The following is a 22,931-nucleotide window of genomic DNA, read 5'->3' on the forward strand; positions in this document are numbered from 1 at the left end:
TGCCACGCCTCCTTACAAGTTGGCTGCCACAGCGCCAGTGACGGCCCCATCGCTGGTGGAGGGATTGGCTCGGTTCCGGAGCTGCGTGATTGACTTAGCCGCGGTCAATCGACTTCGATCCAAGCTGGCGCATGGTCGCTAGGCTTCTCCCACCCGCGCAACTCGACGTCTACGCCGGCATTGCGGAGTTTCTCCGAAAGAGAAGGGCTCACCAGCAGATGGTCCATTCGGAGGCCGGAGCTTCGATCGTAGCCGCCCCTGTGTGAGAAGTTCCAGTAGGTGTAGATGCCCTTGTCCGGATGGATACGTCGGACGGCGTCTGTCCAACCATTCGCAAGCATTTCGGCGTAAGCCCGCCGGCTTTCCGGGAAGTACACTGCGTCTCCTAGCCATCGTCGGGGCACGACGGCGTCAATTTCGGTCGGAACGACGTTATAGTCGCCGCAGAGAATGCTCATGGCGCCATCTCCGAGCAACTGCTGGCCGTAGCTAATCAGCCGATCGAACCACCGGAGCTTGTAGTCGAATTTCGGGCCTGGCGCCGGGTTGCCGTTGGGCAGGTAGAGGCAACCCACAACAAGCCCATTAACCTCGGCCTCGATGTAGCGGCTGTGCGTGTCGTCCGGGTCCCCCGGCAGCCCGCGTCGACGTTCTAGCGGTTCCGCCCCCCGAGCGAGAATAGCTACCCCATTGTAAGATTTCTGGCCGTGCCAGATCGCGCCGTAACCGGCTCCCTTGATCGCGTCGGCAGGAAACTTCTCGTCAGACGTCTTGAGCTCCTGAAGGCAGACGATGTCGTACTCGGTTTCACCCAGCCACTTGAGCAGCACGGGCAGGCGGCCGTTGACCCCGTTCACGTTGAAGGTTGCGATGCGAGTCATTTTGGACTTTCCGTAGGCTAGGCTGCGCCCCTCAACGCCGAACCGGTGATTACGATCCACGTCTCCGTGCAAGAATAGCTAATTGATCATCAATGCAACGAAGAACCTCCGCAGTAAGAGTGTTCGCATGTCGAAAGTCGTCTGTGTCCGCACCCCTATACAAGCAACCATGCCCGCCGCTGCGCTCGACTTATTCAAGCTGACAAGTGATTTGTCTATCGCCTCTGGCGACCGTCGAGCGCATACGCCCATCACCGCACTGCGGCTTCATCGATGGTCAGGTCCAATTCCTTCCGCGAACGCAGCCGAACGTGCCACGGTCATCAGAATCTGCAACTCTTCCAAATCGCGACCGGCCTTTGTCCGATTTGTGATGGCAGACGAGATCGCGCGACACAGGCCATTCAACTCCATAGTTTGCCGAGTGGCTTCGCGCGAGGAAGCGCGAAGTGATGGTGCTCGCGATTCTGCGATCAGCCAGGTTGCTGGCGATTGGATGAGCCAAAACGAGTTGGCAGTTGAGGATGCAGGCCTGTTCGGCAGATACTCCAACTTGCCTGCTGTTCTCTTCAACGAGCCGCCGGCCGTTTGATCCAGCGACTCCACAAGCCTGCAGGCCAGCGGAACCAGTGCCGGCCCGCACGCAGTTCCATACGTTGGCCTTTTTTATTGGAACTGAACCGCCACGGCGAAGTTCTTTATAAGCTTGGAAGTCCCCTCAACCGAGCAGATAGACAAAGGCCCGTCACTGCTTCTTCAGTGGCGGGCCTTGCTTAATTCATATCTAAATAGCCCGGGGTTCCAACGCCTCGGGTTATGCCCCTGATTCATCCCTGGGGCGCCCGCCGCTGCCGTGAATGGGGCGGCGGGCAATTGAAACTTTGGCTGGAGGTGGTTCAGAACCCAGCCGTGAGACCATGACCACGCACTCTCCTGGTCTCCGGCCGTCGCAAGGCCGGCTGTCATAGCGGGCTTTCCGTAATGGACGGGAAAGAATCATCGTCCGGGCGGCCCACCAAGTGAGTTGATTGCTCGCTGCCGGCTTGGCTACGCAAGAGGGATCTGCTTAGGGAGATTACCCAGCACTTGGTTCGTTCGGTGGTGACGGATGTCGCTGATTTAGCAGCATAGACAGGGCTGTAATGATCTGAGGTAGCGCGAAAGGCTTGGTGATCATCACGCTTTCTGGAACACCTTCGGCACCCCAGTTAGGGGCGCTGTCCCCGCTGATATAGATCACCGGCATCATCGCATTGGTTTGCCTCACATGGCGAGCAACTTCCCAGCCAGATCGGCCGTCACCTAGGCGGATATCGGATATCAAAGCGTTGAACGATCCAGGCGGCATCAAAGGCAGACAACGCTTGGCCCGCGCTATTCACACCGACAACATCGAAGCCCGCTTCAACGAGTCCCCCTTCGATATCGAGCAATATCATTGGTTCGTCTTCAACGACGAGAACCAGGCCATTCATCATCATGAATACATCCCCTGGCGCCATGAACGGGGGACGGCATTCTTAGTTCCGTCCAGTCCCCTCACGTAGGCGCGAGTCTGGCATGCTCCGGTACGGAATAGCACCAACGATCCCTTCCTCCGGGCATGGGGTTCAGACCGAGAGACGAGCCTGCTAATTGACGCTGGCGCGGGCGCGAGAGAGGAAGACACTTCGCCTCCGCGAACGCCGACGGAAGATGGAAGCGAATTGCCGAAGCTGCGGCCGATGGCCCATATTCCACCCAGGGGTTGATGTCATCTCAGTCGCGGAATTGATGAAGAAGGTCTTCGGCGACGCCAAAGTGGTCGGGATCGGGAGCGCGAGATCGAGGGCAGGGTCTATAAAGCGATCCTTGATCGATCGTTTATCACGATGCGGCTCGGTGGATTTAGATTAGCCGGCGATCGCTAAGCCTATGTCCAGGTCCATGGGAACCTTGTCGATCGCCACAGATTGGTACAATCGGCGACAGCGTTGCACAGGCCTGTCGCTGACCAAAGACCCAATCTCTGGTCGGCCCGCACCTCGCCAAGGGGTGCGGGTCATTCGCGCCGTGAGAAATCAGCCGGGGAATACGATGAAGAAGCCCGACGAAAAGCCTACGCTGGTAAAACGTGAGCGCCTGAATACAGTTACTGCCCAAGTCGTGGTCATGGTATCGGGGCCGGTCACTTAGCCGGGATTGCGTTCGAGTGCATTACCAGGCGCGGTGGTTTTGGCCGGCGGGCTCTCTGCCCTCGAGAAGCCTTTGACGACCTAATATCGGGTGTATTGCCATCAGCCGCTCGTGTTCCGTGAAAGAATGCCAGACAACTTGGGGTGTTCACACATCTGACCCAGCACTCTGGCACGCTCTAGCGGCGCCGGCGTCATCCCGTCGGGCGCTTGGCAGGTTTCTCACCATCAATGATAGATCCAAAAGGCGGCTTGGCGGGCAAGAAATTTATTCCCTATTTGTTCTCATGGTGCACGATCCAATAACACGCTGGGAAGGCGACCCGGCACAACATGTGAAGAGGAAATGCAGCTGCTGGAATCCGTTACTGCCGATCTGCCGATCTCATGTCGGTCTATGGCGGCGGCGTGGACCCGTTGAAGCAGTCGACTGTAGCCGGTGCAAGCCGCAAGCGAAGGTCACGCTGATCGAGCTAGAGGCCGCGGCCATCGTCTAAGCCGATCATCTTCGCAAGCGCTTCCTTCGTCTGAGCCCGTAAGTTCCGTCGCAAGTGCGAGGCGTCCCGGTAGATGAACTCGCCGTTGACGTAAGTCGTGCAGTGATCGTTTGGGCACATGCCAGGACCCGGATCGACGAAGGACAAATGGTTCTCAGCGGCCAGCGATTTGAGGGCCGCAGTAATCGGTCGACGCACCGACGTGGCCCATTTGCTGTTCATCTCCGTCGAGCACCGGCGTCTTAGAAGGTTACTCGCCTTGTTAACAGCGCAGGAAGTCAAATCCTCGGCGGGCCCTGGCGTCGGACCGACAATTGTGATCCGTCGATTGGCTGCCGCAATCTCTGGAAGGAGTATCTGTAAACCCTCGCGTACCAATGAAATCTTGTCGGCCTGATGTCCGTCGGCCGCAACGATGTCGGTGAATTGCAGCCCTGACCAAGCAGCGGCCAGAACCACAACGTCAACGTCAGGCCGCTGGCGTAGCATTGTGATCGCCGCTTTCTGCGATGACGCACAGCGGTCCTTGTAATTGGGCGTCTCGGGAAAGTTGCGATAGATCCTATCGCCGAGCGCAGCTGGGCACGGTTCGTATAGAAAGAATGCCGTATCTTTTCGCTGACCGACAATATCAAGTAGCGGGGCAAGATGGTCGGCATGGCTGTCACCCCAAAGAATCCCGTGGTGCTTGGCTAATCCCCACGGAGCGCCGAAGGCACAGTAGGTAACGCCGAGTTCAGGGATGTTGACCGTCTGCGGGCATGGCCAATCCCACATCGCTTCGAGGCTGCGCATCGCCAGAGCATCATTAGAAACTCGGCTGGCAAATCCGCCAGCTTGCGAGATCGCGTCGCCAGTCGACGCGACTATCAAGGCTGAAGCGGCGCCGGCGGTGATCGCTTTCAAGGGCACAGGCCGGAGGCGACGCACGGGCTCCTCGACGTAGCGCCAAGAGAGGGAGGCGATCAGAACCGTGAACAGCAAGATTGATCCGGTTTCCGTCGCCGTCGGTACAGCACCGCCGTTATAGTGACGGAAGAAAACAAAAACTGGCCAATGCCAGAGATAGAGGCTGTAGGAAATTTTGCCCGTGAAACGCAATGGCGGAATCGAGAGTGCAGATATGACTGGCGAAGGTGGACGACGCCAAACCAGCAATCCGGCGCCGAAAACTGGAGCGAGCGCATTCACTCCAGGGAAAGCATCGTCTGGCGACAAGCGCAGAATGCTCAGCGCAATCATAAGCAACCCCAGGCAGCCTAACCAATCGAAAGATGGACGCCTTGGGACCGGGAGGAACACAAGTAGGCCGCCAGCCCCTAATTCCCACGCCCTGCTGAAGGGGCCATAAAATGCCTGTTTGGGATCGGAGGCGACTAGATGCACCGCTATCGAAAAACTGGCGACGGCCACCACGCAGATTGCTACGACCGCAACACCCGGCCGCCCGTGTGAAATACGGCTGATGGCAAGCAGCAGAGCAGGCCAGATGAGGTAAAACTGCTCTTCGACCCCTAGCGACCATAGATGCAGCAGCGGTTGCAGCGCTGCCTCCCGGTCAAAATAGCCTGTGTTCCAAAGGAAGTAGTAGTTCCCAAATCCCACTGAGGAATAGGACGCACTTTTTCCCAAGCTAACATAGTCGCCTGGCAGGAGCAGAAACCAACCGGCGATGAGCGACACCGCGATAACAACTAACATCGCAGGCAGAATTCGGCGAACGCGTCGACCATAGAATTCGGTCAATGAGAGGCGGTTCGGCCCAACTAGAATACTAGTGATCAGATAGCCGGAGATCACAAAGAAAACATCGACCCCGGCGAAACCACCCGCAAAGCCGGGGACGCCGAAATGGAACATTATGACGGCGATCACCGCTACGGCACGTAGCCCATCAATGTCGTGCCTATAGTCGTTGAACTTCACGGATGCCCCTGGCGCCCTCCACGCGTCTACGCGTCGCGACAATAACCAAAATCCAAATCTGAACAACCTGCCCCAAAGCGGCGGAAAGGATTATCCATGGCACTTTCCCGTGAAAAGGAATCGCATGCCCGCGTACTCGCGCATGAGGGCGGCTATTCGAACCATCCAAACGATACTGGCGGCGTCACGATGAAGGGTGTCACCCAGCGGGTCTATGATGCCTATCGGAAGAGCAAGGGCCAATCCACGCGCTCGGTCAAAGCCATCCAGACGGCCGAACTAAACGAGATCTATGATCGCCAGTATTGGGACGCTGTGAAAGGCGGTCTCCTGCCGGCCGGCGTTGTCTACGTGCTCTTTGACGGCGCGGTGAACTCCGGCCCCGGTCGTTCGATCATGTGGTTGCAACAGGCGCTGCGGCCTGCCTATACCGGGCCGATAGACGGCGTCATGGCGTCGGGACTTTGGCGGCGCTCAAGGCCGACAAGAACAACGACGCGTTGATCGATCGCATTTGCAACCCGCGCATGGCCTTCCTGAAGCGCCTTGGCACCTTTGCCACCTTTGGCAGGGGTTGGACCGCTCGCATTGCCGAGGTGCGCTCCATCGGCCAGGCGTGGGCAACTGAGCAGGTGCCGCAGTCGGCCGCTTCTATGACGGCGGCCAAGCGAAGGCTTTCGTCGAAGACGCTGAGACTCCGCCCTCAACCGCGCCGGCCGATGCGGCGATCGGCGCCGGCATTGGCAAAGGTGGTATCGCTGGCACGCTGCAGGATCTTCAGAATCAACTCTCGCCGATGTTCTACGGCAGCGAGTTCATCATGAAGGTGGTGCTGGTGTTGGCTGTCCTCAGTCCCGCGCTGCTGCTAGGCGGTGTTGGATATCGCTACTATGCCGGCTGGAAGGCGCAGCACATCGCGGTCGCGCTGGGCGGCGAAGTCTCGGAATGACTTGGCTCATTACGCTTGTCGCCGGCTTCGCTGGCGTGCCACGGCCGATGGCCGGCATCATCGCGTGGGCCGTCATCGCCTTAGCCGTCTCCGACACCGCGCTCAGCGTCTACGAACTCATCAAGCACAAAGGCGCCGACGAAGTCCGCGCCAAGATCGAAAAGGAGAACACTGATGCGATCTACAAGGGCATCGACGCTCGCATGTCTCTTGACGAGTGCATTGACGCTGGTGGCGTGTACGACTTCGGGCGTCAGCCGTGTGGTGCCGCTACGCTCGGCCCTCGGTAACAGCCTGGCCCGCCGGGTTGCGTCGAATGAATTAGCCAGGCCTGTCGGCTCGGCCGGCGGGCTTTTTGCGTTTCAGCGTTTGACGACTTCGGGCTTCAATCGCTCATATGCCTCGGCTGTTCGATGCAAATCGGCTAATCTACCTCAAAAGGACATGGTGTGATCGCGGAAGCTTCCTCCGGGCGGCTCGGCGCCGGGGGCATCGAGAGGCGGCGGGCGCCGAGCCTAACCGGCGGGACACAGGGTTGGGATGACAGCATCCCGTCGGCTAGCCCGACTATGCGCCACCCTCCGATATGAACGAAGTCATCCGAAAGAAGGTGCGCTACCTATCGCCCGAAACTCGCCGGGCGAAGGACCCCAACCACCTCAAGCCCGGCGAGCCTACTACCTGATCGCTACGCGATCAGGGCCGGGATTACCGGCACGAAGTCCGAAGCAAGAGCAATGCCAGCACCATAGAGCTGCAATGGGACAGGAGGAGGCACCGCGGGCCAACAGGGGCGCCAGGACGCGCACGGGTCTACTATGAATCAGAACTGCGGGCATTACTGCTGCGGCCTTGGCTTCGCTGGCCCAGATCGCTATTTTGAAAAGTCCGCGGGAGGCTGAGGCTCATCCAGGCCGAACTTATCTACGGTGCCTTCTATCTCGTCCACAACACGCAACCAATGTTCTCGCACGGCATCCTTGGCGGAAAGAGAAATCGCCGTGATCAATTTGACCGCACTCGCGGCGTCTTCAGCGGCCACAACGTGCGAGCCAACGACCTCGTCACCGTGCATTTCTTCGACTTGGTATTTCGGCATTGATGGACGCTCCTTTTTTCAGCAACCCCCTTCGGAGTGGATGGTTCCTTTGGGCCGCACAAACCTTAAGCGTCCGGAACTAACCACTCCTATAAGGCAGGCCCGTCACGTATCCTCCCGCGACGGGCTTTTCACGTCGGTACTTAGGTCTTGAATTGCAACTTTGTGCGCTTCGACTGTCACATTACATCATTATGTGGGTCGGCCAATGGCGGACCAAGAACCATATCGCGGATGCGATCAGGGCAAAAATAGCAAGGTATGCCAGGATAAACCGTACAGACGACATGAACCGCTCCAGAACACGACAGTTAAGGACTTAGCTTCGGAGTGTCGCTTGATCGGAGCGACGGTCCAGCTCGGTGGCCGGCTCTATTTGCTGGACCGGGTGAATTTCAGGATCGTCGCTTCCCGCTCCGGCTCCGGCTCCTGTTCCGGCTCGGGCTCCGGCTCCAGCGGCTCGTGCCCCGGCTCCTCGTGATAGAAAACCTGACGCAGATCGCGCTGGTCGACCCGCTGTCCGCAGCTCGGGCAATTGTAGAAGTGGCCGTCTGACCGAATGAGGTCGTCTCGGTTGAGCACGCCGGGGATCGGAGGGCCAAGGTCGGATAGCTTTGTCATCGCTATCGAACATCCCTCAGTGATAAAAGTTCCCGGAACCATTTTAGGACATGCTAATTGAATCACCGGCAGTCGGTGTCGACTGCTGACCAACGTCCCCGAGACCTCGGTCGGCCCGCGTCAGTGGTTGGGCAAGGCGCGGGCCATCGCATTCGGACGCCTGGCAATTTGAGCACTCGCGGCACAAACTTCTTAGACTGGTGGATAACCAACAACGTTCCCAAGACGGGCGTGATCGACGTCATCTCGATTGCGGAACTGGCCCAGCAACTGTTCGCCGACGCCAAGGCTGTCGGAATCAGCAGCGCGGAGATCGAGGAAGACACCGAAAGCGCCTACGAAGCGATCCTTGATGCGATCGTGCATCACGATGCTGGCTTGGCGGATTGATTTCAACAAATCTAACGATTGGGAAGACGCACCGGAAGGCACGTTTGGTAACTGTTGATTCAACCATTGCTGGTATTTAGAAGGTAGGGTGACGGCTCCGACAGCGCGGTGGGATGTGCGTGCCGGAGCCGCCCGCGCAGTCCGGGTTGGGGTTTGACCGCGCTGTTCCAAAATAGGACAGCGCGGTCAACGAATCGTTAAAATTTACCGGAACTAATTAAGCGCATGCTAATTGAATCGCGGTTCCGCGAGTCCTGTGCATGCGTTTAAAGTTCATCGAGCCGTTGATGCCGACCTTGGTGGAGAAACCTCCCGAAGGCGATGGGTGGACTCACGAGGTGAAGTTCGACGGCTACCGGTCGCTGATCATCAAGGACGAGGAAGGCGTGCGAATCTTCACCCGTCGCGGGCTGGACTGGACGGCCAAATACCGAGACCTCGCCAAGGAGGCTGGCGACCTCGATGTCGATAGCGCCATCATAGACGGCGAGGTCATCGTGTTGAACGACGCAGGGCTTTCTGACTTCGGTGCGCTGCGCAAGGCGATCAGCAGGCGGCAACATGACCTGTATTTCGTCGCCTTCGATCTCCTGCACATCAATGGCCTCGATATTCGCGACATGCCGCTGGAAGAGCGTCGCGAGATCCTCGCCGAGATGATCCCAGTGGGACAGCACATCCAGTTCAGCCAGGCGCTGCCGGGCGAGGCGAGGGTTATCTTCCACCTGATCGACCAGGCCGGCATGGAAGGCATGGTATCTAAGCGGCGCGACAGCAAATATCGCAGCGGCATGTCGACGAACTGGCTGAAGGCCAAATGCTATACGGTTGAGGAATACGGGCTGCTGGGCGTTGAACGTGAGCCAGGCAAGCCGGCTTTTGCCCTGATGGCCGATCGGAAGACCGGGCGCTATGTCGGTTCGGCTTTCATCAATTCCAGCCGGGCGATCCGGGAGCGCCTGTGGGAGCGCGTCCAGGAGCACGCCGGGCCGCCGCCCAAGGGAATGAAGCGGCCATCAACACAATGGGTGAAGCCGGGAATCATCGCGCGCGTGAAACACTTGCGCGGCGAGGAGGATTTGCGGCACGCCTCGCTGCAAGATTTCCGCGAGGAATAAGAGCGTCGACGAAATCCTCCCGAAACTTTTTCATGTTGGCTAGATTAAATGCCTATGGCGCTTTATTTTTTCGCCTTTTCGGATAACGGCGAAGCTCATCCCGACGAACAGGGGACAGACTTATCCAGTTTCGATGCCGTCAAGCGTGAGGCCGTCAGCGCATTGTTCGATCTGATAAAGGAGGTGTGCCGGATGGCGCCACCGCAAGTGGCCATCACCGGCCCTGCTATGATTTGAGTTCGGCTCGCCTCTCGGCGCTGGCCGCCGGTTGATCCCACCAGACGTGCCCGCTGCCGACAGATGGCGGGTTATTGTGTTTTTTAGCACATGCTACAATGCCGCTTTGCAGCGAGGCGGGCGTCTTACTGTTTTCAATGGTAGTGCTGCTGTTCATGGCCAGCGGCTTCTGGCTTGCGGCCGAGCTTGTGATCGCAGGCGGTTGACAACAATCGTCGGCGCAAGGCAGTTTCCCAGCGAGGGTAAAGCGAGGAGCACCACTATGAAGAAGGCCTATGAGAAGCCAGCGCTGATGAAGCGCGAGCGCCTGTCGGTTGTGACAGCCGCCGTGAGCCTGTCGTTTACACCGCCGCCTCCGCCGCCTTGAGTTCTGGCTGACTTTCTATCTAGGCCCGCTTTGCGCTGACCGGCAGGCGGGCTTTTTCTATTTTGGTCGAGGGAAACTGAGGATTGTTGCGGACTGTGTCTGCAGTGGCTCGTGACCCGATTTTTCATGCCAGTACACCTGGCGGAAATCCCGCTGGTCAACCCGCTGACCGCAAGCGGGACAATTGTAGAAATGGTCCTGCTCGTTTGCGAGTTCAGCCTCATGCACCTTTCCACGCATTGAGGGACCGAAGTCGGCGCTTTCGCTCCATGCCAAGAGATCTGGGCGCTGGTCAGGCCCAACCAGGCTGTACTCGTGAACGGTGGTCTTCTCCTCATCTACCGCACGGAACCAATGCTCTTGTGCTGCCCTGGGCAATAGCGGTTGACCGGCCAGCGTCTCGGCGGCCTTAAGCGGATCGCTCTCCACAACGATGCCAGAGACCACGATAGTGTCGCCGTAGATCTCTTCCACCTGATACTTCGTCATCGTCGCCTCATCCCAGAGCGTGAGCAACGTGGTTTGCTGCGCATTGTTGCATGACACATAGGTTTATTTTAGCACAAGCTGATTGAATCGCCTGTCGTGAGTTCGTGCATGCGTTTGAGTTCATCGAGCCAATGATGCCGACCCTGGTTGAAAAGCCACCACCCGAGGTCACGAGCTCAAGTCCGACGGCTATCGAAGCCAGATCATCAAGGATGAAACCGGCGTTCGCGTCTTCACCCGCCGCGGGCTCGACTGGACAGCCAAATACCGAGACCCCGCTAAGGCGGCCGGCGACCTCGATGTCGACAGCGCCATCATCGACGGGGAAATCATCGTGCTGAACGACGCCGGCTTTCTGACTTCACCAGGCGTCAACATGACCTGTATTTCTTCGCCTTCGATCTGTCGCACATCAACGGCCATGATCTTCGAGATATGCCGCTGGAAGACCGGCGCGAGATCCTCGCCGAGATGATGCCAGAGGGACAGCACATCCAGTTCAGCCAAGCGCTGCTGGGGGAGGCCAGCGCATCTTCCACCAAGCAGGCATGGAAGGAATGGTGTCAAAGCGGCGCGACAACAAATATCGCAGCGGTGCGTCGACGAACTGGCTGACGACCAAATGCTATACGGTTGAAGAATACGAGCTGCTAGGCGTTGAACGTGAACCGGGCAAGCCGGCTTTGCCCTGATGGCCGATGGGAAGACGGGACGCTATATCGGCTCGGCCTTCGTCAATTCCAGCCGCGTGATCCGCGAGCATCTGTTGGAGCGCGTCCAGCAGCACGCCGGGCCGCCGCCCAATGGAATGATGCGGCCATCAACACAATGGGTGAAACAGGGATCATCGGGCGCGTGAAACACTTGCGCGGCGAGGAGGATTTGCGGCACGCTTCGCTTCAGGATTTTCGCGAGGAAAAGCATGCCGATTCGAAGAAAGGCAACTGAAGCGGGAATTTTGGAACCTGAGGAACTGGTCCTGCTTGGGCGGGTATTCGAACAGATCAAGGTCAACAGTCAGTCGAAAGAATCGCTAGACGCGCTCGCATCGCGCGTCATCGCGAACTATGTGGCCGGCGTGACTGACGAAGCCGAGCTCGTCTCGCTGTCCAGGCAGCCTCTCGGCCGGTAGGAGAACAAGATGGCGGTTGCCAAGAAGGAGCAGGTCCAACTACGCGTGGATATACGGTGTGTCCAGGATGCAAGGAGGGCAAGCAGCGTGTCGTGCATTCGCAGGAACACGCTGATGTGTGGCTCCAGGGCTTTGACGGTCCCCTTGGCTGGCGCAGACAAGGCCAAGCCCATCTGCGGCCAGATGGAGACCGAACTAGACGCCTCGGCGGTCGACCGAGACGGACATAATCGACCACATGAGCTTACGGCTTAATGAGCGCGCGTGGCATCGATTTCCTGTACCAATGGATCGCGAACACGCTCCTAAGACGGCAAAACCATCTGTCATCGCCGTGGACGAACTTACCGATCAGCGAATTGCCGATGCGAAAGCGATCGGCATCAAGCGGGTCGAACTCGATGAGGAAGTGGACAGCCTCTTTCGCACCATCCTCGAGGCGATTGTGTATGTCGATCCCGGCATGCCCGACTGGCGCAGGCAACTCGCTGGTTAGATTCTTAATTAGCAATTACTAATATGCGCGTAGATTAGCGTCGCGGACGCTGCCACGCCCGCAATGGCCGGTGCGGCGACGACTCCTAAGGCTCCTGCTGCACCGGCCACCCCAGCGCCACTGAACGGAATTAAGCGCTTGCCGTACGGCGCTTGGACAGCGCCCGCCACAAATCGGTTTCGTCAATGAGGCCATCCTCAAAGGCTTCCATGACCTCGCGGGCCAGTTGTTCCCTCTGCTCGCGGTCCTTAAGCGCCAGACGACGCTCTTGGCATAGTTGGTCAAACGTGATGACTTCCGCGTCGTGAGCGTGGGCAGCGCGGCGCAAGCCCTGTCAACCTTCGATGCCGATCCAGGGTCGTTCAAGGCGCTGATTTCCGATATCCGGCCGGGTCGACGGCGAGGCCGGCTGGGAACTTGTCCGCCATGTTCGGCAAGCCAATCCGACGATGCCCGTGAGCTAACATCCGCCGCCACCGAGCGATCAAAGTGCCCTCCACCATCTCGCCCTCCGCCAGTCCTCGCCCCGGAGGTCTTTCCCTACGTGTGAAGGTGGTAGATCTTGCTCACAATCCTCCACTCCCCGGCGACCTTAAGCAGGGATAGATAGTCGGTGAACTTCATGCTCCCAAACTCGTCCTCAACCTTCACCGTGGCCGCATCGGCCGTGATATCGAGAAGCAAGATTTTCCAGTTGGGGCTATTGTTCGGTGCCAAGTCCGCACCCATGACCTCGCCCACATAGCCATCGACGCTCAGCCATTCCACTGCGCCCTGGAAGTTGCCGATGATTGATGCCGACGCGTGAAACGCCGTTCGCAGCTTTTCCTGGTCAGCAGTGGACATAGCGAGGACGTAGGACTCAACCACAGCGTTGATTTGGCGTTCGTCGGTCTGCGACATCAGGCTAAACCATCTTTTCCCAGTTATGCGAGACGAGCATACAGAAAGCTACCGCATTGGGAACCGAGTTCGAGACATCACGTTGCTCGTGACGGTCACCACGCTGTGGTCATGACCCAAAAACGGAGGAAATGCGATGAACATCAAGAAGCTCACTATAGGCGCGATGGCGCTCGCAATGATGACGGGTTCAGCTCTCGCTGGCAGCACCTCTGCGCTCGACGATCCGGCAAAGATGTCGCCGTTCTTCACCGATGCCGGCATGAAAACACTGAGGTCCGAAGCGGATTTCAAGACCGCTTGGATGGCCATGAAACCCGACGAGCAGAAGGCGGTGATTAAAGACTGCGGTGATACAACGCTCAACAAGGCGCATGCAGATTTCTGCGCGATGGCGAAAAAGATGGGTGGCTGAAAGCAGCCCCCTCCAAACCCTCGCCTCTTTCTGGCCCGCTCCTCACCGGGGGCGGGCCACTTGTTTGTCGGTCGCTGTTTAGACCTTTGGTTCAGCCTGGCCCTCAAAATATTTCGATTTGCTATTTATCTATAACCTTGCGGATTTTTTCGGCGAGTTCGTCGATGGTATAGGGCTTGGTCAGAAGTTCCGTTCCGAAATCGAGAGTACCATTGTGGACGATCGCGTTGCGCGTGTAGCCCGTGGTGTAGAGAACTTTCAACGATGGTTGGACGACCTTCACCCTGTCGGCCAGTTCGCGCCCCGACATTTCGGGCATGACGACGTCGGTGAAGAGGAGGGATGGCACCGTGCCGCCTTCCAGAGCCGCGAGGGCTTCCCGCGGGCCTCGCATTTCAAGAACGGAATAGCCGAGGTCTCGCAGCGCCTCGGTTGCCATTGACCTGACACGATCCTCGTCCTCAACGACCATGATGACTTCGGCAGCGCTGCCTGTGTTTTCAGGAGCTGGTGGTGTCGCGCGCAGTTCGGGGACGCTTTTATGCGAACGGGGCAAATAGATTTTCAGCGTGGTGCCGACGCCGTGCTCGGAATAGATCCTGACGCTGCCTCCAGACTGCCGAACGAAGCCGTAGACCTGGCTCAACCCAAGGCCGGTCCCCTTGCCGACTGACTTGGTGGTGAAGAACGGATCGAAAGCTCTTTCCATGACATCGGCGCTCATTCCGACACCCGTGTCGGTCACCGACAAGAGGACATATTGACCGACCGGGATGCCATTTTCCTTGGCGAATCTTTCGTCGACATGAGTGTTTGAAGTCTCGATCGTCAGTTTGCCCCCGGCCGGCATGGCGTCACGGGCGTTGACGCAAAGGTTGAGCAGCGTGCTTTCCAACTGTCCGGCGTCAACCTCGATCTGCCACAGGCCAGCGGCAAGAACAGTCTCAATCTGTATCGGTTCGCCTAGCGTTCGACCGAGCAGTTCACTCATTCCTGACACAAGCCGGTTCGGGTTCATGACCTTGGGGGCGAGGGGCTGCCGGCGAGAGAAGGCAAGGAGGCGTTTGGTGAGTTCGGCCGCGCGTTGCGCCCCCTCGACGGCTCCTTCGACGAACATGTTGACGTTTGTGTCGCCATTCCTGAGCTTGCGCTGCACCAGATTCAGGCCGCCGATGATGACGGCAAGCATATTGTTGAAGTCATGGGCGATGCCACCCGTGAGCTGCCCCACCGCTTCCATCTTCTGGGACTGGCGCAGGTGCTCTTCTGCCCTTGCGCGCTCGGCGACGGCTTCTACGACACGCTGCTCAAGCGTTGAATTGAGTGTCTGCAATGCCTTGAAGAGGCGGGAGTTATCGATTGCCGAAGCCGCATGGCCCGCCAGGCCCAGCATTGCGGCCTCATGCTCCGCACCGAAGACGCCGACGTCGGAATGCCCAAAAAAGAGCCCGCCTAACACCTCGCCCGATCGGGAGGTGACCGGTACCGCCAGATAGGACCGCACCGGCAGGTGACCTTCGGGCATCCCCTTCCTTGGCGAATTCCTGCCATATCGCGGATCCTGCAGGATGTCGTCGGAACGAACCACGCCTGTACCGCGGAACGTAGGCTCGAAGACTGCAGTGTTGCGGGGCATCGGAAAGTTCTCGAACGCCGATCGCGGAGCGCCAGATAGCGTGTAAAGTGTGTAGCTGTCGCCGTTTTCGTCCACGAGATTGTAGAAAAATGCGCCGAACTGCGCTCCCGTGAGTTCGACCCCGACGTCGGTCACCGTCTGGACAATAATCTCGACGTCCAATTCGGCTGCGACGGTCGCAGCAGTGGCATTTATGACCTGGAGATGGCGCTCAATCCGCTTTCGGGACGTGATGTCGATTACCGTGCCGACAAAGCGAACGGCGCGTCCATTTTCAAAGAGCGCATCTCCGGTCGCAGCAATCCATCGCTCCTTTCCGTCATGAAGTCCGATGGTGCGATATTCGATATCATAACGGGACGAGCCTCCAGACTTGAGCGCCTGCCGCACGGCGTTGTCAGCGCGCGAGCGGTCGTCGGGATGCAGGCCTGGCAGGAAGGTGTGCTCGTAAGAAACACTTGCCTCCGGCGGCAACCCGAAAAGCGCCTTGCATCGGTCGTCCCAACGAAGCGTGTCAGTTACGGGATCATAATCCCAGATCCCGATCGCAGCAGCGTCTGTCGCTAGCCGCAACCGTTCCTCTGAGGTCCTGGCAGCTTCTTCGGAACGAACACGTTCGATATGGGCCCACGAGCGCTCAGTCACCTCTGTCAGCAAAGCTAGTTCACGTTCGGACCAGACACGAGGTTCTTTGTCATGAATGGCCATCAACGCCGCGAGCCGCCCCTGCTTGACCAACGGCATGCAAATTGTGGCCGTTATCCCGATATCCCGGAACGTCTTAGCTTCTGCGGCGTCAATCTCAGTCAGGTTGTTATTGATGATAAGCGGTCGGTTCGCACTAAGGTTGCTGACTGCAAGCTTGCCGAAATCCGCAAGGCTGTAATAGCCCACGATGCTCGGCGATCCCGGCGCGCTCCAGTCGCCGCGGATCGTGAAATGGTCCTGGTCGGCGGCCATATCGGCATAGGCACAAATGGAAACCCCAAGGTGTTCGCCAAGCCTTTTTGTCGTGGTTGCCATGACAGCATCGGCATCTTTGGCAAGAGCGATCTCCTTGCCCAGCCTATCCAGGAATGCGAGACGTTCCGTGGTCTCTCGCAGCGCCCGCTCTGCCCTAAGCCGTTCGATTGCGGTCCGTGTGCGCTCTGCAACCTCAAAAATCAGAGTAATCTCGTCGTCACTCCAGCGCCTGGGAGCGGCATTGTTCAGGTAAAGCAGTGCGACCACCTTGCCGTGCTCGGAAACTGGCATGTTGATGAGGGAGCGCGCACTGAGGGCTTTAAGGGCTTCAGCGCGATCATGGGTCCGGGGACCGGTCTCGGCGTCCTCGAGGATGACGATCTCGCCACGTTTCAGGTCGTCGATGTAAGAGCCGTAGTCGCGAAACTTCAGTGTGCCTGCCAGGCTCTTGATTCCAGGGGCGTTCCAGTCCCGATCGATCGAGATGCTCTCGTCTTCGAGGTCGATCGTTCCATAGCCGGCACGGCTGACTTCAAGGTGGCGCCCAAGTAATTCGGCGGCGGCATAAGCCAACTCTCGGGGATCTTCAATTTCCCGGATGCGATCGCCCAACGCTGTCAGAAGTTCCAGGCGCAGCCGCCCTGATCGATGTGCGGTAGCCCCCATTGCGTTCCCCACCGTGAAGCGCATTCAATGCGCGGCGGAGAAAAGGGTTCCACCAGAGGCGAAGTCCGGCCGTCGTCTCGGGCCGGAACTTGAGTTGATAGAGGGGTGTCCCCCGTCCTGCCTCGGGGCCACGTCCTGTGTGGCGGGTTTTTGCCGAATTGTGTTAAATCGAATAGCTGGGGCAACGCCTCAGGCTATGCCCCCTTGGGGCATAGCCAGGCCGCCGGGCAGTCGTTGGGTTGCGTATTTGCTGCTCAAACAGAATAGGGAGACCGGCGATCTTGGCCGTTGATCGAGCTTGCCAGCGCATCCAGGCGCATCAAGCTTCTGCTTGGCTCAGATGAGACTATCATGTCCTGGTCCCTTGCGGCTTTGAGAAAGGCGTCGAACGCGACACTGTGCCGGCAGGTCCCGGCCTGAGCCTCAGTCAGCAAACGCAATGCCTGTCGATAGGAAAGCGTTTCCTTGTTTTTCCATGCACCATTCATTGCACTTCTGGCATCGGCCACCGAACAGATCGTTCGCGTTTGGTTCAAAAACTTTATCTGCACAGGAAGGAAAGCAGTCAACTTCAACCCTCTTTGCTAGCAAGAAGGTTTGGCAAACTTTAGAGGGCAAGATTGGTTGCATATCACGCGATTTTTTGGCGGCACGGCGGGTCGTGCGGGAGCAACCTATGCGGGAACCGGGCGGCGTCTTGGAAGTTGTGCGGCCAAGGAGAAAAGCAATGGCCGACGCACAGAAACAACCACAAATGAGCCCCCGCGAGATCGAAGCGCTGGCGCGCGAAACTGGCTGCACCGAAAGCCAAATTCGCGAGATTGTTTCGCTTGTTGGGTTCGACCGCGCCTCCATACTCAGAGAGGCCCGATCGCTGCGACAGTCCAATTGATAGTCTTCGTCAGATCCTCTTGACCCTTGGTTTGCTGCGCGGCAAAAAGCGGGGAGAGCTTCCTACTCGCTATTCATCATCGGTAGCGCGGTTGGCATGAGCAGCGGTCGGCATCGCCGTTGGGGTTGGGTCAATCTTGGCTGGAGAACGATTAACAATCCTCGTCTTGGAGGACGAGCCATTAATCGCCCTGGACGTGGAAGCCACCTTGGTCGAGGCGGGCTTTAACGTCGCCGTAACTGCCAGTTGCGCCGAGGCAGAGTCGATTTTGGAAGATGTCTCTCCGGATGCCGCTGTGCTCGATCTCTATCTGAAAGATGGGCCGTGCATCGCGGTGGCCAAGAAGTTGGTGGGGCGCGGGATCCCTTTTGTCGTCCACACTGGCTATCTTGGACCCGATCGCGACGAGATATTCGCCCATGGCACGGAGATTCAAAGCCCTCCGACCCTGCCCATCTCCTCGCTGCGGTCCAAGCGTCGCTTGGATCGTGACCACCAGAGATGTTGATCGAATTACCACAGGGCCTATCTTATGCCGGCTCGGCCTTCAGGCTTGCCAACAGATATTTGCCGCACGACATTGCCCTGCGTCAATAGGACCATAATCCACGGAATCAAGCTGTCTTGCGGTTGGTGGAGGTGGCCTTTTTTTTGGGCGCTAAACCTTCCTGTTTGAGGCTCTTCTTCAGAACGTCGGCGAGATTGATGACATTCTCTTTCGGCCGCGGGGCCGCCTTTGGTGGTTTCTTACCCTTGCGTTTGGCGTCGATCATGGCGATCAGCGCGTCCTCGTAGGTGTCTTCGAATTTCGAGGGGTCGAATGTCGTCACCTTCTTGTCGATCAGCATGCCCGCGATTTCGAGCAATTCAGGATCGTATTTGGCCTTCGACAGGTCATGGAAGACGCTGTTTTCAGACACCATTTCATTGTGGTTTCGCAACTCGCTCATGACCATGCCTTTGTCGTAAGGCTCGATCAAAACCTCACGGCCGCGCTGATACAGGACAATACAGGATCGCGCCGCCACACCTTTGTTCTTCATCGCGTCGCGGATGACCCCATAGGCCTCGAGCGCTGCTCCGTCGGCCGGGATGAGGTAGTAGGGCTTTTCCAGATATCGGGTGTCGATCTGGTCCAGCGAGACGAACTCGCCGACCTCGAGCGTGTGGTCTGTGGTCAGCTTTAGCGCCTTGATGTCGTCGGGCTCCACCATGACATACTCATCCTTGGAGATCTCAAACCCCTTCACCTGATCGGCCGGATCGACCGGCTCTCCCGTCTGCTCATCCACATAGACAGTTTTAACCGGAAGGCCGTCTTTGCGGTTCAAGATCTTGAAGTGGATCTTTGAACTCTCGCTCGTAGCGCCGACAATCTTGACCCCGCAAGTCACCGACCCGACCTTCAGGAAGCCCTTCCATACAGCACGTGGCGCTACCATCTGCATTGATCCTGTTTTGGTAAGGGCCAACGGGTTTCCATTGAAATTGTTCCTCGGCAACAGGCTCGGACGGCGGCTAGGAAACACACCAACGCCAGGTGTCCGCGCTAACAATGATGCCTCACCCATTTGGAACGCTTTTAAAAGTCGCAAGTTCGCCAACAGCAGCGAATTGTCGAGGTTCGCTGTGTCGGGCGGCAAAGCCCGGCGAGCCCGCCGGTCGGTGTCCTCCGTTGGCGGGCTTTCTGTTTACCGCCGATGGGCTAGTCCATACAAGTGGTTGGATTCCTTAAGAATACTCGTCCGCCGCCTACTCAGGGAGGGAACCTAAACATCCAAACGCCATTAATCTGGCGCGAGCAAGCATGTTCGCGATCCTTCGCAAGGGTAGACGACAAGGTTGCCTTCGTCCTTCGACTGATCCGGCATCGATCACCGGTCTGGCGGATGGGCCACGAAGAGATGCCGCGGATTCAGCAATGACGCGGCCCTTGCTGCCATCGCCGTCGTCAGCGATTGCGTCGAGATTGATGGCCGCCAGAATCTGCAAGTGGTGTTCGCGCTCTAACGCAGGCAGCATTTGCACGGCCTTAAACGGCCAGGAACAGCAAATTGCCGGCAGTGCCCCCACCGTTGGCAAAGACATTACAGACCGCTAATCCCGCCGCCAGACCTGCCTTCATGTCGAGCAAACCCCGTCCAGCAAGAAATTGCCCGGTCTCGAGATCGGCTCGCCAGGTTGCCCTGATCTGTCTCCACCCCCACCAGGCTGCTCGCCAAGGCCGGAGTCACTTTTGCCGGTTGCGTGGCCAACGCTTCCAAGTCACCGTAGTCCCGTGTCGACACGGTGTCGTAGTGGCCTGTCAGTACGACCGTGCCGCGACCCGCACCGGGAACCAGCATTGCAACGCAGTGGCGACCGTCCCCCGGCTCGACCTCGATGGTCCAGATTTTGGCGCGATCGAAAGGCGGCCTTTCACCCAGGACCTTTGCTAACCATGGCCCAAAAGACTTCTCGTCATCAGTGCCAGTGACGCTTCGCCGTTCGGTCAAGGCGATGGCCCAATCTCTGGCGATGCTAGAAAGGGTGTCTGCGGCTGTAGGATCCATGGTCATCCGACTCAAATGCGGAGGCCGACGTTAGTGGATCGCGCGGCGCCAGCTAAGGCCTGATGTTCAGACGCTGCCATTTTTCCTACATTACCAGCGTAGCCGAGGTTTTCGCCGGGCCGCTCCTAACCACCGTCAACTGGTGGGACCAGCGGCTCCATGAAGAAAGCCTCCAATCGGCGTCTCACGAACACTAATCAGAGCCGCGTATCAGCATGGGTGACGCCTGGGCCTCGAAGAAGTCGATCGGGTGTGACGAGGTTGCCCAGACGCACGTCGCGTAAGCCGCCACGAAGGACACCAAAAGGGCGGTAACAACGGAGAGACGATGCATTCTGGACTGTCCTCTTTGCTGCAGGCCCGTCCACAACCTCCTGCAACCGGATCGGTTCGCCGTAAAGTATTTACCGTGTCGCCATGGTTGACAAAAGGTTTCGAAAACCTGTGGCATTCGCAAGCAGCCAACCCACGCCTGTCTATCATCGGCCGTGCAAACGTTCCGCCGCCCAGGCCTTGTCGTCAAATCCAACATCAAGCAGGCGCAATCATTTTTAAACGACAGGTCATCGCCCGGGAGCCATATTCCCCCACACGCTCACTGGCCCTGTCTGGAGTTTTGTCCGATGCTTGACCGTTGCTCGCACAACCAAGCCATCTACCCCGACGACCTGAGCGCACTCAAGCGCGTCTTTGATGAGCTTTGCCGTGAAGCGGACATTTCCCTGGAATCGATTGAGGCCAGCGATATTGCGGCTGAGCTTGTGCGGCTTTTTCAAACCGGCGTTGCCGACGCGACAGTGCTAAAAATTGCAGTTCGATCACGCAATCAAACTCTGCGACAAGCCGGATAGCCGCGCGGCGCACCGCACTGAGTTGAGGGAGCTTCGACCTTGCGAAGGTGATCGAAGCTCCGCATTTCCCCCCGGCTGCGCCGGGCTCCGGCCTTTCAATATAGCGAAGCCGGGCAAGCAAACGCGGCCTAGTCGTCGTTGCCCTGATCGATGACGACGTGTCGATGGTGATGGCGACGGTGACCCATCGTCACGATGACCGTATCCCGGCGGTGATGGCGGTGGCGCCACGCACGCTCGCCATTGTCGTAGAATGCGACATGCCGGTGATGGCGATGATGGAGCTGACCTCCCTCGTCATTATAGACGATGGCGGCGCGATGGTGGTGACGGTGATGCGCCGTGATCACCACGTCAGCCTCGGCGGCCATGCCGACAGCCGGGATGCCAAGAGAAAGCGCCAAGGCGCTCAAGATCAAAGCCTTCATGTTTATAGTCCTGTCTGCTGAAAACGGCGTCCCTTCAATAAAGGAATGTTGATCATTCACCTTTGTTCCCGACCTGCGAAAGGTTGACGAAAAGCACCGCTTTGTTGTGCACATGAATCGCCCGGCCGAGATGGTCTGCGGCTGGAAGAGACAGGCTCTCCTGAATTGATCTGGCTCCGCTCAGCCCGTGGTCAGATCCAGCCGCATCTCCTTGGCGATCTCAAATCCGGCGGCGCGGTAAACGCCTTCGCCGGCATCCGATGAATGGAGGACCGCTTTTGTGCAACCGATGGATCTCAAATAGTCGACCCCGGACCTTACCAGCGCCAGGGCCACGCCATTTCGCCGGGCCGCGGGTTCAACGAACACGCTCCAGATATAACCATGCTTGCGAAACGATGGGACCGCTACGTCGGGGTAGGGCAGACGTTCGACCTGACAGGCCAGTGACCCGACGGCCACGCCATCAACTTCCGCAAGGAAGCTCCCCAATTCGAAATGCCGCCGGCCAGACAAAATGAACTTCGAGGTGACGGCCTCGGCGTCGAGTTTGATGTTGACCGGATCGACGCCATAGCTGTCCCACAACGCTGTGTAATGACGGATCAAGGTTGGATCGTCGACCGGGGTCCCTTTGCGGATGAGGTAGTTCATCGCCTGACAACGCGGACTAGGTCCTGCCGTTCCGCATGTGACACGCTGATCGGGAAGCCCCTCGAAGAACGACGAGCGTACGGTGGCCGCCATGCCGACGAAACCACGCTGCGCATCACCCCAGGATTATCGGGAGAGGAGACCGTGTTGATGGCTGCGAGGGTGACCCCGACAGGGAGAGGTGATGAGGCCATTGGCTCGATCATTCTCCCGGGCAAGCCCTGGAACTTTTCCATGGCTCTGACGTTGCGGGTGGCCATCGTTCACAGCCAACGAAGAGGAATATTTCTGTGGGAAGCACGAGCGACAAGGCCTCGGGTCTTGCTAACCAGGCGGTTGGAAAAGCCAAGGAAGGCGCGGGCAAAGCGGTAGGCAATGACAGGCTCAGGGCCGAGGGCGAGGCGCAGGAAGCCAAGGGCAAAGTGCAAAAGGCGGTCGGCGATGCAAAATCGGCTGTCAAGGACGCCACAAACAAGGTCGCGTCCAAGATCAACAAGAACCTCTGAGCGCCGGCTGCCGACCAGAGGGGCCGCCGGTGGGGAGTGGTGTTGGACAAATGTCTTCCCACCCCACCTTCGACGCGCGCACAAGGCAG

Annotated in this window: 27 protein-coding genes and 2 pseudogenes; 18 read left to right on the forward strand and 11 right to left on the reverse strand. The window is 58.3% G+C overall.

The window, feature by feature from the left end; all coding sequences use genetic code 11:
• Positions 1-104: 104 nt before the first annotated feature.
• Positions 105-881: an exodeoxyribonuclease III gene (xth, locus tag EN804_RS11595; RefSeq protein WP_135919459.1), complete on the reverse strand. Its 777-nt coding sequence runs from the start codon at positions 879-881 to the stop codon at positions 105-107.
• Positions 882-1,008: 127 nt separating this feature from the next.
• Here xth and EN804_RS11600 point away from each other — a divergent pair, with 127 nt between their 5' ends.
• On the forward strand, positions 1,009-1,473 hold the full coding sequence (locus EN804_RS11600) for a hypothetical protein (protein ID WP_127278428.1): 465 nt from the start codon (positions 1,009-1,011) through the stop codon (positions 1,471-1,473).
• A gap of 706 nt (positions 1,474-2,179) precedes the next feature.
• Here the strand turns inward: EN804_RS11600 and EN804_RS37965 are convergent.
• Together EN804_RS37965 and EN804_RS11610 are read right to left on the reverse strand one after the other, a co-directional pair.
• Complete coding sequence (locus EN804_RS37965; protein WP_245464370.1) at positions 2,180-2,362, reverse strand: hypothetical protein; 183 nt, start codon at positions 2,360-2,362, stop codon at positions 2,180-2,182.
• Positions 2,363-3,528: 1,166 nt separating this feature from the next.
• Positions 3,529-5,478 carry an acyltransferase family protein gene (locus EN804_RS11610; protein ID WP_189524499.1) on the reverse strand — a complete coding sequence of 650 codons (1,950 nt, stop codon included), beginning with the start codon at positions 5,476-5,478 and terminating at the stop codon, positions 3,529-3,531.
• Positions 5,479-5,574: 96 nt separating this feature from the next.
• Here EN804_RS11610 and EN804_RS37970 point away from each other — a divergent pair, with 96 nt between their 5' ends.
• From EN804_RS37970 to EN804_RS11620, 3 genes are all read left to right on the forward strand, one after another.
• Complete coding sequence (locus EN804_RS37970) at positions 5,575-5,982, forward strand: glycosyl hydrolase 108 family protein (protein WP_246693421.1); 408 nt, start codon at positions 5,575-5,577, stop codon at positions 5,980-5,982.
• 292 nt (positions 5,983-6,274) lie between these two features.
• On the forward strand, positions 6,275-6,427 hold the full coding sequence (locus tag EN804_RS37975; protein ID WP_245464368.1) for a hypothetical protein: 153 nt from the start codon (positions 6,275-6,277) through the stop codon (positions 6,425-6,427).
• Entirely contained in the window at positions 6,424-6,717 is a 294-nt protein-coding gene (locus tag EN804_RS11620; protein ID WP_127278426.1) for a hypothetical protein, read from the forward strand. Before EN804_RS37975 ends, EN804_RS11620 begins: the two co-directional genes overlap by 4 nt.
• 584 nt (positions 6,718-7,301) lie before the next feature.
• On the opposite strand, the gene EN804_RS11625 is transcribed toward EN804_RS11620, so the two are convergent.
• Both EN804_RS11625 and EN804_RS11630 read right to left on the reverse strand, forming a co-directional pair.
• The gene (locus EN804_RS11625; protein ID WP_127278425.1) at positions 7,302-7,526 is read right to left on the reverse strand and encodes a hypothetical protein; all 225 of its coding nucleotides are present in this window, start codon (positions 7,524-7,526) and stop codon (positions 7,302-7,304) included.
• Positions 7,527-7,898: 372 nt separating this feature from the next.
• A complete protein-coding gene (locus EN804_RS11630) occupies positions 7,899-8,147 on the reverse strand; it encodes a hypothetical protein (RefSeq protein WP_245512020.1) in 249 nt (82 codons plus the stop codon).
• A gap of 231 nt (positions 8,148-8,378) precedes the next feature.
• On the opposite strand from EN804_RS11630, the gene EN804_RS11635 reads away from it, so the two are divergent.
• The 4 genes from EN804_RS11635 (at position 8,379) to EN804_RS11650 (ending at position 10,259) form a co-directional block, all read left to right on the forward strand.
• Positions 8,379-8,537, forward strand: a complete 159-nt coding sequence (locus tag EN804_RS11635) for a hypothetical protein (RefSeq protein ID WP_348642045.1) — start codon at positions 8,379-8,381, stop codon at positions 8,535-8,537.
• Between the two features lie 260 nt (positions 8,538-8,797).
• Positions 8,798-9,655 (forward strand): ATP-dependent DNA ligase, encoded by an 858-nt coding sequence (locus EN804_RS11640; RefSeq protein WP_135863565.1) that lies wholly within the window; start codon positions 8,798-8,800, stop codon positions 9,653-9,655.
• Positions 9,656-9,703: 48 nt separating this feature from the next.
• Positions 9,704-9,892, forward strand: a complete 189-nt coding sequence (locus EN804_RS11645; RefSeq protein ID WP_127280314.1) for a hypothetical protein — start codon at positions 9,704-9,706, stop codon at positions 9,890-9,892.
• A gap of 262 nt (positions 9,893-10,154) precedes the next feature.
• The gene (locus EN804_RS11650) at positions 10,155-10,259 is read left to right on the forward strand and encodes a putative RiPP precursor (RefSeq protein WP_127280313.1); all 105 of its coding nucleotides are present in this window, start codon (positions 10,155-10,157) and stop codon (positions 10,257-10,259) included.
• Between the two features lie 57 nt (positions 10,260-10,316).
• Here EN804_RS11650 and EN804_RS37980 read toward each other — a convergent pair whose 3' ends face one another.
• Positions 10,317-10,748 carry a hypothetical protein gene (locus EN804_RS37980; protein WP_245464494.1) on the reverse strand — a complete coding sequence of 144 codons (432 nt, stop codon included), beginning with the start codon at positions 10,746-10,748 and terminating at the stop codon, positions 10,317-10,319.
• Between the two features lie 205 nt (positions 10,749-10,953).
• On the opposite strand from EN804_RS37980, the pseudogene EN804_RS38815 reads away from it, so the two are divergent.
• From EN804_RS38815 to EN804_RS11675, 4 genes and pseudogenes are all read left to right on the forward strand, one after another.
• Positions 10,954-11,363: pseudogene (locus EN804_RS38815) on the forward strand (hypothetical protein).
• Between the two features lie 76 nt (positions 11,364-11,439).
• Positions 11,440-11,607 carry a hypothetical protein gene (locus EN804_RS38820; RefSeq protein ID WP_348629827.1) on the forward strand — a complete coding sequence of 56 codons (168 nt, stop codon included), beginning with the start codon at positions 11,440-11,442 and terminating at the stop codon, positions 11,605-11,607.
• Between the two features lie 63 nt (positions 11,608-11,670).
• On the forward strand, positions 11,671-11,880 hold the full coding sequence (locus tag EN804_RS11665; protein WP_127280312.1) for a hypothetical protein: 210 nt from the start codon (positions 11,671-11,673) through the stop codon (positions 11,878-11,880).
• Positions 11,881-12,134: 254 nt separating this feature from the next.
• Positions 12,135-12,376 (forward strand): annotated as a pseudogene (locus tag EN804_RS11675) (hypothetical protein).
• A gap of 540 nt (positions 12,377-12,916) precedes the next feature.
• On the opposite strand, the gene EN804_RS11685 reads toward EN804_RS11675, so the two are convergent.
• Entirely contained in the window at positions 12,917-13,279 is a 363-nt protein-coding gene (locus EN804_RS11685; RefSeq protein WP_135919461.1) for a nuclear transport factor 2 family protein, read from the reverse strand.
• Positions 13,280-13,415: 136 nt separating this feature from the next.
• Between EN804_RS11685 and EN804_RS11690 the strand changes: the two genes are divergently transcribed.
• Positions 13,416-13,694: a hypothetical protein gene (locus tag EN804_RS11690; protein ID WP_127280309.1), complete on the forward strand. Its 279-nt coding sequence runs from the start codon at positions 13,416-13,418 to the stop codon at positions 13,692-13,694.
• 121 nt (positions 13,695-13,815) lie between these two features.
• Here the strand turns inward: EN804_RS11690 and EN804_RS11695 are convergent, their stop codons facing one another.
• Both EN804_RS11695 and EN804_RS11700 read right to left on the reverse strand, forming a co-directional pair.
• Positions 13,816-16,959, reverse strand: coding sequence for a GAF domain-containing protein (locus tag EN804_RS11695; protein WP_135919854.1), 3,144 nt, complete (start codon positions 16,957-16,959; stop codon positions 13,816-13,818).
• A gap of 254 nt (positions 16,960-17,213) precedes the next feature.
• A complete protein-coding gene (locus EN804_RS11700) occupies positions 17,214-17,528 on the reverse strand; it encodes a DUF982 domain-containing protein (RefSeq protein ID WP_189524500.1) in 315 nt (104 codons plus the stop codon).
• A gap of 158 nt (positions 17,529-17,686) precedes the next feature.
• On the opposite strand from EN804_RS11700, the gene EN804_RS11705 reads away from it, so the two are divergent.
• Both EN804_RS11705 and EN804_RS11710 read left to right on the forward strand, forming a co-directional pair.
• Entirely contained in the window at positions 17,687-17,851 is a 165-nt protein-coding gene (locus EN804_RS11705; RefSeq protein ID WP_127277719.1) for a DUF3606 domain-containing protein, read from the forward strand.
• A gap of 136 nt (positions 17,852-17,987) precedes the next feature.
• A complete protein-coding gene (locus tag EN804_RS11710; RefSeq protein WP_189524501.1) occupies positions 17,988-18,359 on the forward strand; it encodes a response regulator in 372 nt (123 codons plus the stop codon).
• A 106-nt stretch (positions 18,360-18,465) separates the two neighbouring features.
• Here the strand turns inward: EN804_RS11710 and EN804_RS11715 are convergent, their stop codons facing one another.
• Positions 18,466-19,293, reverse strand: a complete 828-nt coding sequence (locus tag EN804_RS11715; RefSeq protein WP_127277722.1) for a Ku protein — start codon at positions 19,291-19,293, stop codon at positions 18,466-18,468.
• A 1,733-nt stretch (positions 19,294-21,026) separates the two neighbouring features.
• Between EN804_RS11715 and EN804_RS11720 the strand changes: the two genes are divergently transcribed.
• Positions 21,027-21,254, forward strand: a complete 228-nt coding sequence (locus EN804_RS11720; protein WP_127277721.1) for a hypothetical protein — start codon at positions 21,027-21,029, stop codon at positions 21,252-21,254.
• A 164-nt stretch (positions 21,255-21,418) separates the two neighbouring features.
• Complete coding sequence (locus EN804_RS38825) at positions 21,419-21,703, forward strand: hypothetical protein (RefSeq protein ID WP_189524502.1); 285 nt, start codon at positions 21,419-21,421, stop codon at positions 21,701-21,703.
• Positions 21,704-21,862: 159 nt separating this feature from the next.
• Here the strand turns inward: EN804_RS38825 and EN804_RS11730 are convergent, their stop codons facing one another.
• The gene (locus tag EN804_RS11730) at positions 21,863-22,336 is read right to left on the reverse strand and encodes a GNAT family N-acetyltransferase (RefSeq protein ID WP_135919465.1); all 474 of its coding nucleotides are present in this window, start codon (positions 22,334-22,336) and stop codon (positions 21,863-21,865) included.
• A gap of 290 nt (positions 22,337-22,626) precedes the next feature.
• On the opposite strand from EN804_RS11730, the gene EN804_RS11735 reads away from it, so the two are divergent.
• Positions 22,627-22,842, forward strand: a complete 216-nt coding sequence (locus tag EN804_RS11735; RefSeq protein WP_127277709.1) for a CsbD family protein — start codon at positions 22,627-22,629, stop codon at positions 22,840-22,842.
• The last annotated feature ends 89 nt before the right edge of the window (positions 22,843-22,931 follow it).

Origin of the sequence: Mesorhizobium sp. M8A.F.Ca.ET.161.01.1.1 (assembly GCF_004792105.1) — a bacterium.
Lineage (GTDB): Bacteria > Pseudomonadota > Alphaproteobacteria > Rhizobiales > Rhizobiaceae > Mesorhizobium.

Coding starts and splice junctions, on each gene's coding strand:
- EN804_RS11600 (WP_127278428.1), top strand. CDS start 1,009: ATGTCGAAAGTCGTCTGTGTCCGCACCCCTATACAAGCAACCATGCCC.
- EN804_RS11645 (WP_127280314.1), top strand. CDS start 9,704: ATGCCTATGGCGCTTTATTTTTTCGCCTTTTCGGATAACGGCGAAGCT.
- EN804_RS11690 (WP_127280309.1), top strand. CDS start 13,416: ATGAACATCAAGAAGCTCACTATAGGCGCGATGGCGCTCGCAATGATG.
- EN804_RS38825 (WP_189524502.1), top strand. CDS start 21,419: ATGGTGATGGCGACGGTGACCCATCGTCACGATGACCGTATCCCGGCG.
- EN804_RS37965 (WP_245464370.1), bottom strand. CDS start 2,362: ATGATGATGAATGGCCTGGTTCTCGTCGTTGAAGACGAACCAATGATA.
- EN804_RS37970 (WP_246693421.1), top strand. CDS start 5,575: ATGGCACTTTCCCGTGAAAAGGAATCGCATGCCCGCGTACTCGCGCAT.
- EN804_RS11665 (WP_127280312.1), top strand. CDS start 11,671: ATGCCGATTCGAAGAAAGGCAACTGAAGCGGGAATTTTGGAACCTGAG.
- EN804_RS11640 (WP_135863565.1), top strand. CDS start 8,798: ATGCGTTTAAAGTTCATCGAGCCGTTGATGCCGACCTTGGTGGAGAAA.
- EN804_RS11650 (WP_127280313.1), top strand. CDS start 10,155: ATGAAGAAGGCCTATGAGAAGCCAGCGCTGATGAAGCGCGAGCGCCTG.
- EN804_RS11695 (WP_135919854.1), bottom strand. CDS start 16,959: ATGGGGGCTACCGCACATCGATCAGGGCGGCTGCGCCTGGAACTTCTG.
- EN804_RS11730 (WP_135919465.1), bottom strand. CDS start 22,336: ATGAACTACCTCATCCGCAAAGGGACCCCGGTCGACGATCCAACCTTG.
- EN804_RS38820 (WP_348629827.1), top strand. CDS start 11,440: ATGGCCGATGGGAAGACGGGACGCTATATCGGCTCGGCCTTCGTCAAT.
- EN804_RS11620 (WP_127278426.1), top strand. CDS start 6,424: ATGACTTGGCTCATTACGCTTGTCGCCGGCTTCGCTGGCGTGCCACGG.
- EN804_RS37975 (WP_245464368.1), top strand. CDS start 6,275: ATGTTCTACGGCAGCGAGTTCATCATGAAGGTGGTGCTGGTGTTGGCT.
- EN804_RS11630 (WP_245512020.1), bottom strand. CDS start 8,147: ATGACAAAGCTATCCGACCTTGGCCCTCCGATCCCCGGCGTGCTCAAC.
- EN804_RS11705 (WP_127277719.1), top strand. CDS start 17,687: ATGGCCGACGCACAGAAACAACCACAAATGAGCCCCCGCGAGATCGAA.
- EN804_RS11715 (WP_127277722.1), bottom strand. CDS start 19,293: ATGGTAGCGCCACGTGCTGTATGGAAGGGCTTCCTGAAGGTCGGGTCG.
- EN804_RS11685 (WP_135919461.1), bottom strand. CDS start 13,279: ATGTCGCAGACCGACGAACGCCAAATCAACGCTGTGGTTGAGTCCTAC.
- EN804_RS37980 (WP_245464494.1), bottom strand. CDS start 10,748: ATGACGAAGTATCAGGTGGAAGAGATCTACGGCGACACTATCGTGGTC.
- EN804_RS11625 (WP_127278425.1), bottom strand. CDS start 7,526: ATGCCGAAATACCAAGTCGAAGAAATGCACGGTGACGAGGTCGTTGGC.
- EN804_RS11720 (WP_127277721.1), top strand. CDS start 21,027: ATGCTTGACCGTTGCTCGCACAACCAAGCCATCTACCCCGACGACCTG.
- xth (WP_135919459.1), bottom strand. CDS start 881: ATGACTCGCATCGCAACCTTCAACGTGAACGGGGTCAACGGCCGCCTG.